The organism is Streptomyces sp. NBC_00193, assembly GCF_026342735.1.
Taxonomy (GTDB): Bacteria; Actinomycetota; Actinomycetes; order Streptomycetales; family Streptomycetaceae; genus Streptomyces; species Streptomyces stoeckheimensis.
The window spans coordinates 279,237-295,340 of record NZ_JAPEMM010000002.1 but is presented as its reverse complement, the minus strand read 5'-3'; the positions used below and the strand labels follow the sequence as shown (position 1 = coordinate 295,340).

Genomic DNA, 16,104 nt, shown 5'->3' with positions numbered 1-16,104 from the left:
GTCCCGCTCCCCGTCGTTCGCCCGTACCCGGATGACCCGCCGCGGGCCTTCGGGGCCCGCCGCGCTCTGTCATGAACATCCTGTCGCGGAACTCCGACCGCACACCACTGTCCGGAACGACATGACCCGTACACTTCCGGACATGACCACCGTCGCGCTGGCCGTCACCGACGGCATGCTGCACTTCGAGTTGTCCCTGGCCTGCGAGGTCTTCGGCTCCGACCTGACCCACCTCGTGGACCCCTGGTACGAGTTCTCGCTCTGCGGACCGGGCGCCGTACGGATCGACCGCTTCAGCCTGGAACCCGACCACGGACTCGACCACCTCGCGCGAGCGGACACCGTGATCGTCCCCGGCTGGGCCGACGTCGACCGGGACCCGCCGGCCGAGCTGATCGACGCGGTGCGCGCGGCCCACCGAGCCGGCGCGCGCGTGGCCTCCCTCTGTACGGGCGCCTTCGTCCTGGCCGCCGCCGGCCTGCTGGACGGCAAACGCGCGACCACGCACTGGGGGCACACCGACGAACTGGCCAGGCGCCACCCCCTCGTCACCGTGGACCCCGATGTCCTCTACGTGGACAACGGCAGCGTGCTGACCTCCGCCGGCAAGGCCGCCGCCATGGACCTGTGCCTGCACCTGGTGCGCCTCGACCACGGCTCCGCCGTCGCCAACAAGATCGCCCGCCGCCTGGTCGTGGCGCCGCACCGCGACGGCGGCCAGTCCCAGTTCGTCACCACCCCCGTGCCCGCCCCCGGCAACCACCCGCTCGCCGACCTCTTCCCCTGGGCGCTGCAACGCCTCGACGAGCCGCTCACCGTGGAAGACCTGGCCCGCCGGGCCCGGATGAGCTCACGTCACCTGGGCCGCCACTTCAAATCGGTGACCGGCACCACCCCGTTGCAGTGGCTGCTCACCCAGCGCATCCGCCGCGCGCAGGAACTGCTGGAGACCACCGGCGACACCGTCGACACCATCGCGACGGCCACCGGCATGGGCACCGCCACCACCCTGCGCCGCCACTTCGCCCGCACGGTGGGCGTCCCGCCGGACGCCTACCGTCGCACTTTCCGCTCCCGGACTGCCCCGGCCCGCTAGATTCGCCGCATGGCGACCCCCGAGGCCTTCCCCGCGGCTACCGCACCCCGTTCCCCGGCACCCTCCGGCTGGTGGCGGAGTGCCGCGATCTACCAGATCTATCCGCGCAGTTTCGCGGACGGGAACGGCGACGGGATCGGTGACCTGGCCGGGATCCGTGCGCGCCTTCCCTACCTGCGCCGGCTCGGCGTGGACGCGGTGTGGATCAGCCCGTGGTACCCGTCCCCGATGGCCGACGGCGGGTACGACATCGCCGACTACCGGGACATCGACCCGATGTTCGGCACCCTGGAAGAGGCCGAGGCGCTGCTGTCCGAGGCGCACGACGCGGGCATCCGGGTCATCGTCGACATCGTGCCCAACCACTGCTCCGACCGGCACCCCTGGTTCCGCGCGGCTGTCGAGGCCGGCCCCGGCTCGCCCGAACGCGCGCGCTTCTGGTTCCGCCCCGGTCGCGGCGAGCACGGCGAACTGCCGCCCAACAACTGGCAGTCCGCCTTCGGCGGCCCCGGCTGGCGGCAGGTGACCGAGGCCGACGGCACGCCCGGCGAGTGGTACCTCCACCGGTTCGCTCCCGAACAGCCCGACTTCAACTGGGAAAACCCCGAGGTCCGCGCGGAGTTCGAGTCGATCCTGCGGTTCTGGCTCGACCGGGGCGTGGACGGCTTCCGCATCGACGTCGCCGACAACCTCGTCAAGGACCCGGAACTACCCGACCACGAAGGCGGGTCCAGCCTTCCCTGGGCCGACCAGGACGGCGTCCACGACATCTACCGCGCCTGGCACAAGGTCCTCGACTCCTACGCCCACGAACCGGTCTTCGTGGGCGAGGTGTGGACCTCCGACCCGGAGCGCTTCGCCCGCTACCTGCGCCCCGACGAACTGCACACGGCCTTCAACTTCCCCTTCCTCCAGAGCCCCTGGGACGCGACCGCGCTGCGCACGGTCATCGATTCCACCCGCGCCGAGCACGCGCCGGTCGGCGCCGCCGCCACCTGGGTCCTCTCGAACCACGACACCACCCGCCACGTCACCCGCTACGGCCGCCCCGACACCTCGTACGCGCTCGACGGCCGCCGCGTGCACGGCGTCCCCGCCGACCTCGGCCTCGGGCGGCGCCGGGCCCGGGCCGCGGCCCTGCTGACGATGGCCCTGCCGGGCTGCGTCTACGTCTACCAGGGCGACGAGCTGGGCCTCGAGGAGGTCGAGGACATCCCGCCGGCGCTCCGCCAGGACCCGGCCTTCTTCCAGAGCGGAGGCGAGGACCTCGGCCGGGACGGCTGCCGGGTATCCCTCCCGTGGGGGGACGAGGCGCCGGACGCGAGGAGCTGGCTGCCCCGGCCGGCCGAGTGGGCCGCCCGGAGCGTGCGCGAGCAGAGTGCGGACCCGGACTCGATGCTCGGCTTCTACCGCCGGGCACTGGCACTGCGGTCCGCCCGACCGGCCCTGCTCGACGGCGGATTCACCTGGCTGCCCGCCCGGCCGGGCGTACTGGCCTTCGCCCGCACCGCGGCCGGGTCCTCCGTGCGCTGCCTGGTGAACCTCGCGGACGGCCCGGTTCCGCTGCCGCAGCACACCGAAGTCCTGATCGCGAGCGGCCCCGTGGAGAACGGCACCCTGCCCCGGGACACCGCGGTCTGGCTGCGCTGAAGGAGCGGCCGTGGCGGCTCGTTGCGCCGCTACGGGGACGGCGGGCCGGGCCGCCCGTCCGCGTTCCGGTGCCCGCCCGTACGGGCCGCCCTGCGCGGCAGGGTGAGGGCCGCCAGCGGCAGGGCGAGGACCAGGACGCAGCTCGCGACCATGAAGGACGCCGAGGTCGCGGCGACGGTGATCACGCCGGCCTCGTCGGCTGAGTTCTCGTTCACCGCCAGCGCGACGGCCCCCGCCGCCGCGAGCCCGACCGCTCCGCCCAGTTGCCGGATGCTCTGGCGCAGGACGGAGGCGTCCGCCCTCTTGTCCGGCGGAACCACGCGCATGAGCTCGGCGCTCAGGGCGGGGACCGGCAGGCCCATCCCGACCCCCGCGAGCAGCATCGCGGGGACCTGCCACGGGTACGCGAGCGACGGCAGGACGGCCGTCCAGGCCACCGCGCCCACGGTGGCCGCCGTCAGGCCGAACAGGACGGGCACCCGGACCGAGCGGTAGCGGTCCAGCAGGTACCCGGAGAGGAAGGTTCCCGCCGCGGAGGCCGCGACCAGGGGAAGCAGGGCGGTCCCGGTGGCGAGGAGCGAGAAGCCCATGCTCTGGCGCAGGTAGACCGTGCCGTGCACCAGCACGATCAGCTGGGGTCCCTGCACCAGGAAGGTGAGCGCCACGGCCGCGGCGTACGGGCGGATGCCCAGGAGCCGCAGGTCGAGGAGGGGCCGGCGGGACCTCAGGATGAGCCGCACCGCCACGACCATCGCCCCGGCGCCGATCGTGAGCGCGGTGAGCGTCCTGACGTCGGTGAACCCCCAGACACCGCACTGGTAGAGCCCGAGGATGAGCACCACCAGGGAGAAGATCACCACGAGGGGCTGCACCACGGTCAGCGAGCCGCCCTCCGCCCGGTTGCCCAGCCGCGCCCGCGACATCATCCACAGGCACGCGGCGCCGACGGGCAGGTTGACGAGGAAGACGGAGCGCCAGCCGAAGAGTTGCGTGAGGACCGCGCCCACGAGCGGCCCGAGGACGAGGAAGAGCTGTGCCAGACCGGCGTAGACGGCCAGGGCCCTGCCCCGGGACCGTTCCTCGTACACGTCCGTGATCACGGACGTGGCCACCGGCATCATCAGCGCGCCACCGACGCCCTGCACGGCCCTGACCGCGATCAGGTACGGCTCGGCGGCGTCGCCCGGCGGGGCGAGCGCACAGAGCCCCGACGCTACGGCGAAGAGGGCGGCGCCGGCCCGGAAGGTGGTCAGCCGGCCGATCCTGCGGGCCAGCATGCCCCCGACCGGTACGAACGCGGCCAGTGCGAGGACGTAGACGAGCACCACGCCGTGCATCATGAAGGTGGTGAGCCCGAGGCTGCGCGCCATCGGATCGAGGGCGACCGCGACGACGGTCTGGTCCAGGCCGACCATCCCCGCGGCGCACCCCACGGCCGCGACGACGTAGCGCCTGCGGGGCGGAGGCGGGCCTTCGGGCGAAAGCCGCAGTTGCGGAGTCGACTCCTGCTCCCGACGGGTCGAGCACCCCCGGAACGCGGGGTGGGGGCGGGCTGCGGGCCTGGTCCCGGGACGGTCGGCGGATCGCACGGCCAGGTTCCCGCGCGCCTGCCCAGTATGGGACGGCTACGGCCGATCCGGCGCGGACCGGGGCACCGGGCGTGGCGGCAGGGCCGATACCGGGTTAGGACCAGATGCCGCCGAGCAGGAGCCGCAGTTGGCCGGCGAGCCGGGTGGCGTCGATCGCGTCGGCGGAGGTCAGCGCGAGGCGCGCGAAGTGTTCCGCGCAGGCGACCAGTGCGTGGGCGAGGACCTCGGGGTCCGGTGCGGGCCCTGCCGTGGCCGGCGCGGACCCGATCCATGCGGCGACCCGGCGCCGGAACCGCTCCCGGTCGGCTTCGATGCGTGCGTGGACGGCCGGGGGAGTGGTCGCCGGAGTCAGCAGGATCAGGCGCCAGGTGTCCGGGTCCTCGCGCAGCATGGCCGCCATCCGGTGCACCGCCTCGCAGGCGAAGTCGACCGGGTCGCGGGTGCGCAGGGCGTCGGGAACGCTCGCGAGCAGGCGGGTGAACGCGCGCTCCTGCTGCCGGTCGAGGAGGGTGAGCAGCAGGTCGTCGAGGTCCTCGAAGGCCCCGTAGACCACGGAGCGGGCGACCTGCGCGCGCTTGGCGATCGCGTCGATCGACACCCGGCCGTAGCCGTCGCTCACGATCACGGCGAGGGCCGCGTCGAGCAGTTGCTCGCGGCGTTCGGCGATCGGGACGCGCGGAGCGTAGGGGCGCCGCCTGCGCGGCCTGTCGGTGGGAGACGTCGGTGTCGACACCTTGGCATCTTACGACAGTCGTGTCTTAATTTAAGACAGTCCTGTCTTATTGGGGGAGCGGTACGCACCCGCTGCCAGGAACACAGAGGGAGCGGCCAGATGGCCCGACTGAACGGCAAAGAGGTCGAACCGCACGCGGACTACGGGTTCTTCGGTCCCGGATCGGTGGTCTGGAAGGTGTGGAGCTATCCGACGGCGCCCACGGTGGGCTTCCAGCGCTCCGTGGTCGTGGAGGAGCTCGACCCGCCGCTGGTAGCCGCGGTCCACGGCACCCAGGGCATCTACGACCGCACCCGCACCCGCTACGACCGCACGCTGCGCTACTTCGCCATGGTGGCCTTCGCCGGCTCGGACCAGGTGTGCAAGGCGGCGGACGTCCTGGTCAAGGTCCACTCGAAGGCCATCGGTCACCTGCCCTACGGAGAGGGGACCTACGACGCCAACGACCCCGCCTCGCAGCTGTGGATACAGCTCACCGGCTGGCACTCGATCCTCTACGCCTACGAGAAGTACGGGCCCGGCAAGCTCACCGCCGAGGAGGAGAAGGAGTACTGGGAGTCCTGCGCGCTCGCCGCGGAGTTCCAGACCTGCTCGCCCGACGACGTCCCGCGCGACCGGGCGGGCATCCGGGCGTACTTCGAGCGCATGCGCCCGCAGCTGGAGGCCAGCCCGATCGCCCGGCAGGCCATGAACCACCTCCTCGACACCGACCTCGTCCTCCCGCCGACCGCGTGGTGGATGAAGCCCGCCCGGATGGTCGTGGCGCGGACGCACCGGATCGCCACCATCGCCACCATGCCTCGCTGGATGCGGGAGATGGCGCAGATCCGGCAGTCACGCCTCCTGGACGTGCTCGTCGTCCCGGTCATGCGGATCTCCTTCGCGCTCGCCCACCTCAGCCCCCGGGTCGAACTGTTCCTGCTGGGGATGCTCTCCCCCTCCACGGTCAAGGTGGTCGCGCCCGTCAAGCTCGGCGTCCCTCCCCGCACCAAGGAGGTCCTCACCCCCGAACAGGCCCGCACCCGGCACGGCTACGCGAAGCCCGCCGAGGCGCACGCCGAGTTCAGGGCGCGCCAGGCGGTACGCGTCTTCGGCGACGGGAAGCCCCCGAGCGACCAGGGACTCATCGAATCCCAGGAGGTGCTCGGCCCGCTGGCCTGACGCGCCGGCGGTGCTCCTCCGCCGAGACCTCAGAGGTGCGTGGCCTGCTCGTCGAGGGGGAGGCCCAGCCCGTCGGCCAGGGCGGTGAGGGTCGTTCCCAGGGGGAGGGCGACCCGGGTGACGGCGTGGCGGTCGCCGCGGGTGGGGTCCCGGTTGACGATCAGTACGGGCTTCCCCGCCTGCGCCGCCTGACGGACGAAGCGGAGCCCGGACATCACCGTCAGCGAGGAGCCCAGGACCAGCAGCGAGGTCGCCGCGTCGACCAGTTCGCGGCAGTGCCCGACGCGCTCCGGCGGCACGCTCTCGCCGAAGAACACCACGTCCGGTTTGAGGATGCCGCCGCAGCGCGCGCAGGGCGCCGGGCGGAAGTCGCGGACCTGGTCGTCGGTGAGGTCGGCGTCGCCGTCCGGGTTCAGCGCGGCGGGCGTCGGCTCGAAGTCCGTGTTGGCCTCCTCCAGCCGTCGGGCGAGTTCCTGCCGGGTGCTGAGGGCGCCGCAGGAGAGGCAGACGACGCGGTTCAGGCTTCCGTGGAGTTCCACCACGCCCTCGCTGCCGGCGGCCTGGTGCAGTCCGTCGACGTTCTGGGTGATCACGCCCGCGAGGATCCCGGCCCGCCCGAAGGCCGCGACGGCCCGGTGTCCGGCGTTGGGCGCGGCGCGCCCGAACGTGCGCCAGCCGAGGTGGCCGCGGGCCCAGTACCGGCGCCGTGCCTGAGCGCTGCCGGTGAACTCCTGGTAGGTCATGGGCGTGTGCCTGCGCAGGCTGCCGCGCTCACCCCGGTAGTCGGGGATGCCCGACTCGGTGGACATCCCGGCCCCGCTGAGCACCAGCACCCCGCCGGCCCGCAGCGCGTCGGCGACCGGCCCCGGGTCCGTGGTGCCGGGCGGCAGGTCCGCGGTCGGGGTCCAGCTCAAGGTGGGACGCGTACGCATGCCGCCAGCGTACGGAAGCCCCCGCGACGATGCCCCCGTGGCCTTGCGGCGCAGACAATAACGATGTTATTTTCTCGGCACGAGGTTTTTTCGAGTGCATCGGGGGTTGTCATGGACAGCGCGCACGTCACGATCCTGGACGACGGCAGGGAAACCGTCGTAGCCGCGCAGACGGGCCCGGACGGCCGTGTCCTGCTCGCCCCCGAAGCGGTCGAAGAGGCCCTCGGCTGGGTCCGCAAGCCGCACGGATGGTGCCGAGGCGACCTGTGCGTGCCCGTCTCCGCCGCCGCCCGGGCCGAACACGACGGCCTGCTCGACCCGGTGGCGTTCGCCGAGATCCTCGACCGCCCGGTCGCGACCGACGCCGGGGTGATCGCCCTCGGAGTCTCCGCGCAGGAACGCTCGCGGGCCCTCGCCGGCGTCACCGCCCCCGACTTCACCCTCCCCGACGCCGACGGCGTGCCGCACTCGCTGAGCGACCTTCGCGGCCGCAAGGTCGCCCTGGTCTTCTGGGGCTCGTGGTGCGGCTGCCGCTACGACCTCCCCGAATGGGAGCGCCGCCACGCCGCACTCGCCGAACACGGATTCAGCGTCCTCAGCGTCGCCGTGGACCGCCGCGCCGCCGACGCCGCGCCGTGGATCGCCGAGGCCGCGGTGACCCACCCCGCGCTGATCGACGCCGACGGCGTCGTGGCCGACCTCTACGACGTCCTGAACGTCCCGACCGTCCTGTGGATCGACGAGGAAGGGAAGGTGGCCCGTCCCCACGACACGCAGTTCGCGACCGACCTGTTCCGCGAACTGTCCGGCCTGGACTCCGGCGCGGCGCTGGCCGCACTCGACCGCTGGGTCCTCACCGGCGACAGCGGGCTGTCCGACGAGGACGTCACCCGGCACACCCGCCGCGCCACGGCCACCCAGCAGTCGGCCCGTACCGAAGCGGCCCTGGCCCTGTGGCTCCACCGGGACGGCCGCGCGACCGAAGCCGAAGCGCACTTCGCGCGCGCCGAGCAGCTCGCCCCGGAGGACCTGACGATCTGGCGCGGAACCATGCCCCTGCGCGGCCTGGACCCGATGGGCGACGAGTACTTCGCCAAGCGCACCGCGCTCACCGAAGCGGGCATCCCGATCTACCGCCCCCTCGGTGACTGGCAGCCGGCATGAGCGGCGACCTCTACACCCGCACCCAGGCCCAAGGCCAGGAAGCGCTGCGCGCCGCCCTCCTCGACCTGGCCGCCCAGCTCCTCGCCGCAGAGGGTGCGGCCGCCCTGACCATGCGCCGCATCGCCACCGCGGCCGGCTGCTCGACCACGGTCCTCTACCGCCACTTCGGCGCGAAGGACGGCATCGCCGAAGCCCTGTACCAGGAGGGCTTCGACCGCCTGCGCCGCAGTCTGGAGGCCGTCCCCCCGTCCACCGATCCACCCACCCACCTGGCCGACCTGGGCCGCGCCTACCGCGAGAACGCCCTGACCGAACGCAACCTCTACCAGGTCATGTTCGCCGGCCTCATCCCCGGTTTCACCCCCACCCCCGAGGCCCGCGCGATCGCCGCCGCCAGCCTGGAGGTCCTGCGTGAAGCCGTACGAGCCTGCGTGGCGAGCGGAGTCTTCCGCCCGGACGCGGACGTCGACGAGGTCACGGACGTCATCTGGGCGGCCGCCCACGGCTCGATCACCCTGGAGCTCGCGGGCCACTTCACGGCCGAGACGGCGGAGCACCGCTACCGGACCCTCACCAGGGCCGCGGTGGCCGCGTTCCTGACGAACGGCTCGCCATGAGGGGGCGTCAGGCGCCCGTCCGGCCCGGGATCCGGCCATGCCGGCATCCCGGGCGTCCCGGTACGCGTACCGTGGCGGTACGACCCGCCGGGAGGAACAGCCGATGAGCGCGCAGCCCGACCACGCCCCCGTCACGCCGTACGCCCCCGCTCCGGGAGCCCCGGCCGAACTCCTCGGCCGGCTCCGTGCCGACCGCCGGGCCCCGCAGTGGGTGCCGGCCTTCGAGCGGGAGTGGGCCGCCGCACTGGAGGAATCCCGCGGCACCTTCTCCCTCGCCGCGCTGTACGAGACCCTCCAGATCTGGCAGGCCCGCCTCGCCTCCGCCCCGGAGGTCGACGCGTTCGTCGCGTCCGGCTACGACGACAGCGCCTTCGTGGAGACGGCCATACCGCGGAGCAGGCGCCGGTGACCGGACAGCCGTACGCGATCCGATTCTCCGGGCCGGCCGCGAAGGTTCTCGACAGCCTGCCCGAGGACGCCGAGAACACGGTCTGGGACGTCCTGGACGCCGCCGTGGCCGACCCCTGGGGATTCCGCCAGTGGAACCCCGACGACCCCGAAGGGCAGGACGTGCGACTGGCCTCGGTCGGCCGGCTGTCGCTCACCTACTGGATCAACCGGCCCCTGCACCGGCTGTCCGTCCTGAACATCCTGTGGCTCGGCTGAAGGCCCGCGCACGGGGCACGTTTCAGACCACCGGAGGGTTGAGGCGGGCGAAGCCCTCCTGCCGGTGGTACGGGAAGTAGGGGTAGGGGGCCGTCCGGCCGCTCGCCGCGTCCAGCTTCGCCATCTGCTCCGCGGTGAGCGTCCAGCCCACGGCGCCGAGGTTCTGGCGCAGCTGCTCCTCGTTGCGGGCGCCGATGATGACGGAGGACACGGTCGGCCGCTGGAGCAGCCACCGCAGGGCGATCTGGGGGACGGCCCTGCCCGTCTCCCCGGCGACCTCGTCCAGGGCGTCGACCACGCGGTAGAGGTACTCCTCCTCGACCGGCGGGCCGTAGTCGGCGGTGTCGTGCAGCCTGCTCCCGGCCGGCAGCGGCTGACCGCGGCGGATCCTGCCCGTGAGCCGGCCCCAGCCGAGCGGGCTCCAGACGATCGCGCCCAGCCCCTGGTCGAGTCCGAGGGGCATGAGCTCCCATTCGTAGTCGCGGCCCACGAGGGAGTAGTGGACCTGATGGGCGACGTAGCGCGGGCGGCCGTGCCGGTCGGCCGCGGCGAGGGACTTCATCGCCTGCCATCCGGAGAAGTTGGAGATGCCGGTGTAGCGGATCTTTCCCGCCCGGACCAGGTCGTCCAGGGTGGACAGCACCTCCTCGACGGGAGTGCCGGCGTCGAAGGCGTGCAGCTGGAAGAGGTCGATGTGGTCGGTGCCCAGGCGGCGCAGCGCGTCGTCGACGGACATGATCAGCCGGGACCGCGAGGTCCCCGCCGCGTCCGGGCCGTCGCCCATGGGCAGACCGGCCTTGGTGGAGATGAGCACCTGGTCCCGGCGCCCCTTGAGGGCGGCTCCCAGGACCTCTTCGGAGGCGCCGGCGGAGTAGACGTCGGCGGTGTCGAACATCGTGACCCCGGCGTCGATGCAGATGTCCACGAGGCGGCGCGCCTGCTGCACGCCGGTGTCGCCCCACGCGCCGAAGAGCGGCCCCTGCCCGCCGAACGTGCCCGCTCCGAAGCTCAGTTCCGGCACCAGAAGCCCGGACGTCCCCAGCCGCCTGTACTCCATGACGCATCCCCTCATCACCCGCGACTCCACCTAATGGGGCTGCGGTTCCGTTAAGATGGCCCGAGCGTATCAAGTCCTATCGCTTAATGGAACGGGAGTCCCGTTATGGAGTTCGCCGCAGCAGGGCCGGACCGGGTGGCCGGCCCGGCCGAACCGGGGGCCGAACCGGGTGCCGGGCCGGGGAGCGCGCGGCCCGGAGGGCGTACGGCGCGGGTGCGGGAAGCGGTGCTCCGGGCCGCCGAGGACGTCCTGGCCGAGCGGGGTTTCGCGCACCTGGACCTCGCCGACATCGCGCGGCGCGCCGACGTCGGGAAGACGACGGTCTACCGCCGCTGGGGCACCGTCGCCGGCCTCATGGCCGACGTGCTGCTGGACATGGCGCAACAGTCCGTACCGCGGGCGGAGACGGGCTCGCTCCTCGGGGACCTGACGGCCAACGCCCGGCTGGTGTGCCGCACCCTGGCCGACCCGCGGCAAGGGGCCCTGTTCAAGGCGGTGATCGCGGCCGCCACCTGCGACCCGAAGGCGGCGGAATCCCTGCACGGCTTCTACGCCGTGCGCGTCGAGGAGTGGGCGCAGTGCGTCCGGGAGGCCGTGGCTCGCGGAGAGGTGCCCGGGGGGACCGACCCGCACGAGGTGATCCGCGCGGTGTCCGCCCCCCTCTACTACCGCCTGCTGACCACGCCCCTCCCGCTCGACGACGCCGAGGCCGACCGCGCGGCGGCCGCGGCGGCGGCGGCCGCACGCGCCGGAGCGTACGTACGGGAGGCGTAGCGGCTTCGCCCGCGAGGGCGCGCGTGCAGGCGGGCGCCGCGGTCCGGGCGCAGGTCGCCCGCAGCTCGGGGGCAGGTTATGGGTAGATTGCCGGATGCGGGGAAACTGCTCGACAACAGCGCGCGGGCGCATAGAGTCCCAGCTCAGGAAGCCGGTTCCCGCAGCTGCGGGAACGAACCGGGGAAGGCCGGGTCCGGCCTCCTCGACGGCGCTCGGTCACAATGAAGTGCTGGGCGGTGCGGTGGCCGAGAACGGAGAGGATCTGATGAGCGGGGCCGACGAGGGACGGCAGTGGCCGGACGAGATCAGCGTCGACAACGCGAGGACGACGCTCCTGCAACTCCTCGCACGCGCGGGGGTCCCTTCCGATGACGCGCGCGAACTGATCGGCCTGCTGGAGGCGGGAGCGCTGGCGCTCGCGTACGAGGAACTGGGCGGCCGGGACCGGAGTGCGCCGGGGGACAAGGGCGAGCCGTACGACTCGGGGTGGCTCGACGGAGCCGGGGACGTGCTGGCGGAGCTGGGCGCCGTCACCGAGCGGACCCTGCTCCGGGTGGTCAGCCCGGAGGGGGACGAGGACGCGGCCGGCGGGCGCCCGCGGGCCAGGCGCATGGAGGTCGAGCGGACGCAGGTGGCGCTCACGCCCCTGTACCTGTCGTTCGCCGAGGTCTCGGAACTGGATCCGGAGGCGACCGAGGAGGTGCTCACCGCCGTCCTCGCCACGATGAGCCCGCGGCAGCGGGCCCGGTACGCCGGGCGGCTGACGGAGTTCACCGAGGAGCACCGGGCCCGGCTGGGGCGGCTGTTCGCGACGTTCGGAGCGGGCAGCGCCATCACGGTGCACGGCCGCTTCTCGCTCGTCCACTCCGCAACGAGCATCGCCGTACTCGAGCGGCTCGCCGCGGAGCCGCAGGCGCTGCGGGAGGAGTGGGACGCGGCGGAGCTGCCGCCCGCGTGGCTGGACGGGCTGACGACGGCCTGGGACGCCGCGGCCTGAGCCCCCGTCCGATCGCCGTGGCCCGCCCCTCGGCGGATCGTTCTCGACCGGACCTCGGCCCTTGATCCGTTCCCTTGATCCGCTCCCTTGACCCGATCCGGCCGGTCGATCAAGATCCCCGCATGACCCTTCCCGGACTGCCCCGCGAAGACCGCGCGTCGAGCCCGTACACCGGCTACACCCGCGCGCATTGGGAGGCGGTGGCCGACGGGCTGCTGCGCGCGGCCTGGCGGTGGGCCACGCCGCGCGGGGCCCTGCTCGACCTGCCGGGACGGCCGTCGGCCTCGGGCGTACGCTCCGACGGGCTCGAAGGCTACGCACGTACCTTCCTCGCCGCGGCCTTCCGGGTGTCGGGGGCCGGGGGAGCGGACCCGTACGACTGGCTGGAGCGGTACGCGGACGGGCTGGCGGCGGGAACCCGGACACCGGGCCGCGACGATGCGGAGTCCTGGCCGGTCATCCGCGACGTGCACGCCGGCGGCCAGCCGATGGTCGAGTCGGCGTCGGTGGCCCTCGGGCTCCGGCTGACCCGGCCCTGGCTGTGGGACCGCCTCGACGGCGCGGTGCAGGACCGCACCGAGGAGTGGCTGCGCGGAGCCCTGCGCCATGTGCCCAGCCCCAACAACTGGTACCTCTTCCCGTACACCGTGGCCGGCTTCCTGGAATCCGTGGGCCGCGGCGACGCCGAGACGGCCAGGGCCCGCAGCCGGGCCCTCGACCTCCTGGAGGGCTGGTACGGCGGCCAGGGCTGGTACGCCGACGGCGACGGCAGGGCCTTCGACCACTACAACGGCTGGGCGCTGCACCTGTATCCGGTGCTCGACGCGCACCTCGACGCGCACCTCGACGCGCACCTGGACGCGCACCTGGACGCCCACCTCGGCACCCCACTCGACGGCCCCGGCCCCGCGGTGCCGGACGGGCCGGCCCCGCACGGTGACCGGCTGCGGGCCCACCTGGAGAGCTTCTCCCTCCTCTTCGGGTCGGACGGGGCGCCGATCCACTTCGGGCGTTCCCTCACCTACCGCTTCGCCGCCGCATCCGCCGTCGGGCTCGGCGCGGTCACCGGCCACACCCCGCTCACCCCCGGCACCTCACGCCGCCTGATCAGCGGCTCGCTGCGCTACTTCCTGGACCGGGGCGCCGTCGGCGCCGACGGCCTGCTCGGCCTCGGCTGGCACGGCCCGCACGGGGCTACCCTGCAACGCTATTCGGGTCCGGCCTCGCCGTACTGGGCCTCCAAGGCCTTCGTCTGCCTGCTCGCCCCGCCGACGCACCCGCTGTGGACGGCGACGGAGCAGCCCGCGCCCAGCGAGGGCCCCGACCAGGTGCTCGCCCTGGCCGCGCCCGGGTTGCTCGTCCAGTCCACCCGCGCCGACGGGATCGTACGACTGCACAACCACGGCAGCGACCACGTCGGGCCGGACCAGCCGGAAGCGGCCCGCGACGAGGACCCGCTCTACTCCCGCCAGGCCTACTCCACCCGCAGCGGCCCCACCGCGAGCGCCAACACCCCGGACAACCACCTCGCCGTGGTCGTCGCGGGCGCCCGCAGTGTCCGGCGGCGCATCCAGCCGCTGGGGACCGGCCAGGGCAGCGGCTGGGGCTGGGCCGCCTCCTGGCACCGGCCGGTGTTCCCGGGCGGCCCGCCCACCGTCCCGGGCCTGCGCGTGGAGAGCGTCACCTTCGTCCGCGGCCGGTACGAACTGCGCGTGCATCGGGTGTACGGAGCCCCGTACGGAGCCCGCGTGGAACAGACGGGCTGGGCCACGGGGCCCGAGGAGCCACTGCGCTCGGAGCTCCACCCGGTGCACGGCTGGGAGGCGCGCGACGAGGCGAGGGCGCCGGCCGGGACCGCCTTCACGCGGTGGGCGAGCGTGCCCCGCCTGACGGCCGAGGGCGGAGGAACGCGCCTCTACGCGGCGTTGGTCGCGCTCACCGGCGAAACCGGTCCGGATCCGATGACCGAGGCGGTCACCGAGGCCGTCACCGATGTGGTCACCGCGGTGACGGCGGACCGAAGTTCCATCGAGGTGCGATGGGCGCAGGACGGGTCACTGACCCGGGTCGCCTTCGCGCCCCTGTGCGTGGAGCACCTGCCGCCCGCCGCCGGCTAGCGGGCGCAGGCCCCGCCCCGCTCCTCGTGCCGGCGTCACTGGTCCTGGATGCGCCGGAAGGGCCGGTCCGCCTCCAGCTCGAACGCGATCTCCAGCAGCTTGCGTTCACCACCGGGGCGCGCGGCGAACATGACGCCGACGGGCAGGCCGTCCGGCGTCGCGGCGGCGGAGGGTACGGAGATGGACGGAGTGCCGACGACGTTGTCGACCGGTGTGAACGCCACGTACGCGAGGATCCGCTCGATCAGCTTCGCGTAGGGAACGGTCGGGCTGAGGTGGCCGATCGGCGGCGTGGTGTGGGCGAGCACCGGCGACATCACGAGGTCGAGCCCGCGGAAGGACCCCGCGTAGGCCTCCTTCGTACGCTTCAGCCGCCGCAGCACGCCCGGAGTCCGCCGCCAGTTCCGCAGGTACTCCTCGCGCAACCCCTGGCTGAGGCCGTCCATGCGGCGCCGGTCGAAGTCCGCGCCGAGGGTCCGGCCCGTGACGCCGAGGAGGAAGGACAGCATCCCCCAGTAGGTGAGGAAGTCGTCGGTGAAGCTCGGGTCCATGCCCAGCTCCACCGGTTCCACCGTGTGTCCGAGCCGTTCGAGCGTCGCCACGGTCTCCGTGACCGCCGCCCGGGTGGAGGCGTCGGAGTGCACGCCGTTCGGCGAGTCCAGGACGAACCCGATGCGCAACCGTCGTGCCGAGGGTCCTTCGACCAGACCCACGGGCGGCAGTCCGGGACTCCGCCGGTAGGTCTCCGCGGCGGCGAGGAACGCGGCGGCGTCCCGCACGGAACGGCTCACGACTCCGTCGGAGATGATGTCGAGCGGCAGTTGGCGGCCCAGGGCGCTCGGCACGACCCGGCCACGGCTCGGCTTCAGGCCGACGAGCCCGCAGCAGGCCGCGGGTATGCGGATCGAGCCCCCGCCGTCGTTGGCGTGTGCGATCGGCACGGCGCCGGCAGCGACCAGGGCCGCGCTGCCGCCCGAGGAACCGCCCGCCGAGTAGTCGGTGTGCCACGGATTGCGCACCGGCTCCGCACCGTCGTACTCGGTGGTCGGGCTGAACCCGAACTCGGGCAGCCGGGTCTTGCCCAGGACCGTGACGCCGCTGCTCAGGAGCTGCCGGGTGAACGGCGCGTGCTGCTTGGCGGCCCTCGGCCGGAAGGAGGTGCTGCCGTGGCCCGTCGGGAGGCCCTGGTAGTCGGTGTTGTCCTTGACGAAGGTCGGCACCCCGGCGAAGGCGCCGCCGGTTCCGGCGGTGTGGGCCGGGCCGTCGGTGTGCACCTGGACCGCACCCAGTCGTGCGTCGACCGCCCGCACCCGCGCCCGGGCGTCCCGGGCGGCCTCGGCGGGGGAGACCTCGCCCCGCCGGATCGCCGCGGCGAGACCGACGGCGTCGTGCTCTCCCAGGGCGTCGTCCCGGAACGCGTGCACGATCGTCGGTCCGTCGAAAGTCGTCACCGCTGCCTCAGCCTCCGTCGCGTGGATGGTCGCCCGCCATCATTGCCTACCGGCAGGTAACACGCGAGGATTTCTACGGTCATTCACTGCCTCCCGTCGA

The 16,104-nt window shown here is 73.4% G+C and carries 15 protein-coding genes; 10 read left to right on the top strand and 5 right to left on the bottom strand.

Annotated features, from left to right (window positions below):
* Nucleotides 1-142 precede the first annotated feature (142 nt).
* A complete protein-coding gene (locus OG898_RS29415) occupies nucleotides 143-1,096 on the top strand; it encodes a helix-turn-helix domain-containing protein (RefSeq protein ID WP_250743364.1) in 954 nt (317 codons plus the stop codon).
* A 9-nt stretch (nucleotides 1,097-1,105) separates the two neighbouring features.
* A complete protein-coding gene (locus tag OG898_RS29410) occupies nucleotides 1,106-2,746 on the top strand; it encodes a glycoside hydrolase family 13 protein (protein WP_266960999.1) in 1,641 nt (546 codons plus the stop codon).
* 29 nt (nucleotides 2,747-2,775) lie between these two features.
* On the opposite strand, the gene OG898_RS29405 is transcribed toward OG898_RS29410, so the two are convergent.
* Entirely contained in the window at nucleotides 2,776-4,161 is a 1,386-nt protein-coding gene (locus OG898_RS29405; protein WP_250743367.1) for an MFS transporter, read from the bottom strand.
* Nucleotides 4,162-4,429: 268 nt separating this feature from the next.
* Nucleotides 4,430-5,068, bottom strand: a complete 639-nt coding sequence (locus OG898_RS29400; RefSeq protein WP_250743368.1) for a TetR/AcrR family transcriptional regulator — start codon at nucleotides 5,066-5,068, stop codon at nucleotides 4,430-4,432.
* 99 nt (nucleotides 5,069-5,167) lie between these two features.
* Between OG898_RS29400 and OG898_RS29395 the strand changes: the two genes are divergently transcribed.
* Nucleotides 5,168-6,229 carry an oxygenase MpaB family protein gene (locus tag OG898_RS29395; RefSeq protein WP_266960995.1) on the top strand — a complete coding sequence of 354 codons (1,062 nt, stop codon included), beginning with the start codon at nucleotides 5,168-5,170 and terminating at the stop codon, nucleotides 6,227-6,229.
* A 29-nt stretch (nucleotides 6,230-6,258) separates the two neighbouring features.
* Here OG898_RS29395 and OG898_RS29390 read toward each other — a convergent pair whose 3' ends face one another.
* A complete protein-coding gene (locus OG898_RS29390; protein WP_266960993.1) occupies nucleotides 6,259-7,161 on the bottom strand; it encodes an NAD-dependent protein deacetylase in 903 nt (300 codons plus the stop codon).
* A 111-nt stretch (nucleotides 7,162-7,272) separates the two neighbouring features.
* On the opposite strand from OG898_RS29390, the gene OG898_RS29385 reads away from it, so the two are divergent.
* From OG898_RS29385 to OG898_RS29370, 4 genes are all read left to right on the top strand, one after another.
* The gene (locus tag OG898_RS29385; RefSeq protein WP_266960991.1) at nucleotides 7,273-8,325 is read left to right on the top strand and encodes a TlpA disulfide reductase family protein; all 1,053 of its coding nucleotides are present in this window, start codon (nucleotides 7,273-7,275) and stop codon (nucleotides 8,323-8,325) included.
* On the top strand, nucleotides 8,322-8,942 hold the full coding sequence (locus OG898_RS29380; protein WP_266960989.1) for a TetR/AcrR family transcriptional regulator: 621 nt from the start codon (nucleotides 8,322-8,324) through the stop codon (nucleotides 8,940-8,942). The genes OG898_RS29385 and OG898_RS29380 overlap by 4 nt, the downstream gene beginning before the upstream one ends.
* A gap of 103 nt (nucleotides 8,943-9,045) precedes the next feature.
* Nucleotides 9,046-9,351 (top strand): DUF6247 family protein, encoded by a 306-nt coding sequence (locus OG898_RS29375; protein WP_250743373.1) that lies wholly within the window; start codon nucleotides 9,046-9,048, stop codon nucleotides 9,349-9,351.
* Nucleotides 9,348-9,608, top strand: a complete 261-nt coding sequence (locus tag OG898_RS29370) for a hypothetical protein (protein WP_250743375.1) — start codon at nucleotides 9,348-9,350, stop codon at nucleotides 9,606-9,608. The genes OG898_RS29375 and OG898_RS29370 overlap by 4 nt, the downstream gene beginning before the upstream one ends.
* A gap of 22 nt (nucleotides 9,609-9,630) precedes the next feature.
* Here the strand turns inward: OG898_RS29370 and OG898_RS29365 are convergent, their stop codons facing one another.
* The gene (locus OG898_RS29365) at nucleotides 9,631-10,665 is read right to left on the bottom strand and encodes an aldo/keto reductase (protein WP_250743376.1); all 1,035 of its coding nucleotides are present in this window, start codon (nucleotides 10,663-10,665) and stop codon (nucleotides 9,631-9,633) included.
* 105 nt (nucleotides 10,666-10,770) lie between these two features.
* Between OG898_RS29365 and OG898_RS29360 the strand changes: the two genes are divergently transcribed.
* From OG898_RS29360 to OG898_RS29350, 3 genes are all read left to right on the top strand, one after another.
* Nucleotides 10,771-11,439, top strand: a complete 669-nt coding sequence (locus tag OG898_RS29360; protein WP_250743377.1) for a TetR/AcrR family transcriptional regulator — start codon at nucleotides 10,771-10,773, stop codon at nucleotides 11,437-11,439.
* Nucleotides 11,440-11,704: 265 nt separating this feature from the next.
* Nucleotides 11,705-12,436, top strand: coding sequence for a hypothetical protein (locus OG898_RS29355; protein ID WP_266960985.1), 732 nt, complete (start codon nucleotides 11,705-11,707; stop codon nucleotides 12,434-12,436).
* 122 nt (nucleotides 12,437-12,558) lie between these two features.
* Nucleotides 12,559-14,553: a DUF2264 domain-containing protein gene (locus tag OG898_RS29350; protein WP_266960983.1), complete on the top strand. Its 1,995-nt coding sequence runs from the start codon at nucleotides 12,559-12,561 to the stop codon at nucleotides 14,551-14,553.
* A gap of 35 nt (nucleotides 14,554-14,588) precedes the next feature.
* Here the strand turns inward: OG898_RS29350 and OG898_RS29345 are convergent, their stop codons facing one another.
* Nucleotides 14,589-16,004 (bottom strand): amidase, encoded by a 1,416-nt coding sequence (locus tag OG898_RS29345; RefSeq protein WP_250743381.1) that lies wholly within the window; start codon nucleotides 16,002-16,004, stop codon nucleotides 14,589-14,591.
* Nucleotides 16,005-16,104 lie beyond the last annotated feature (100 nt).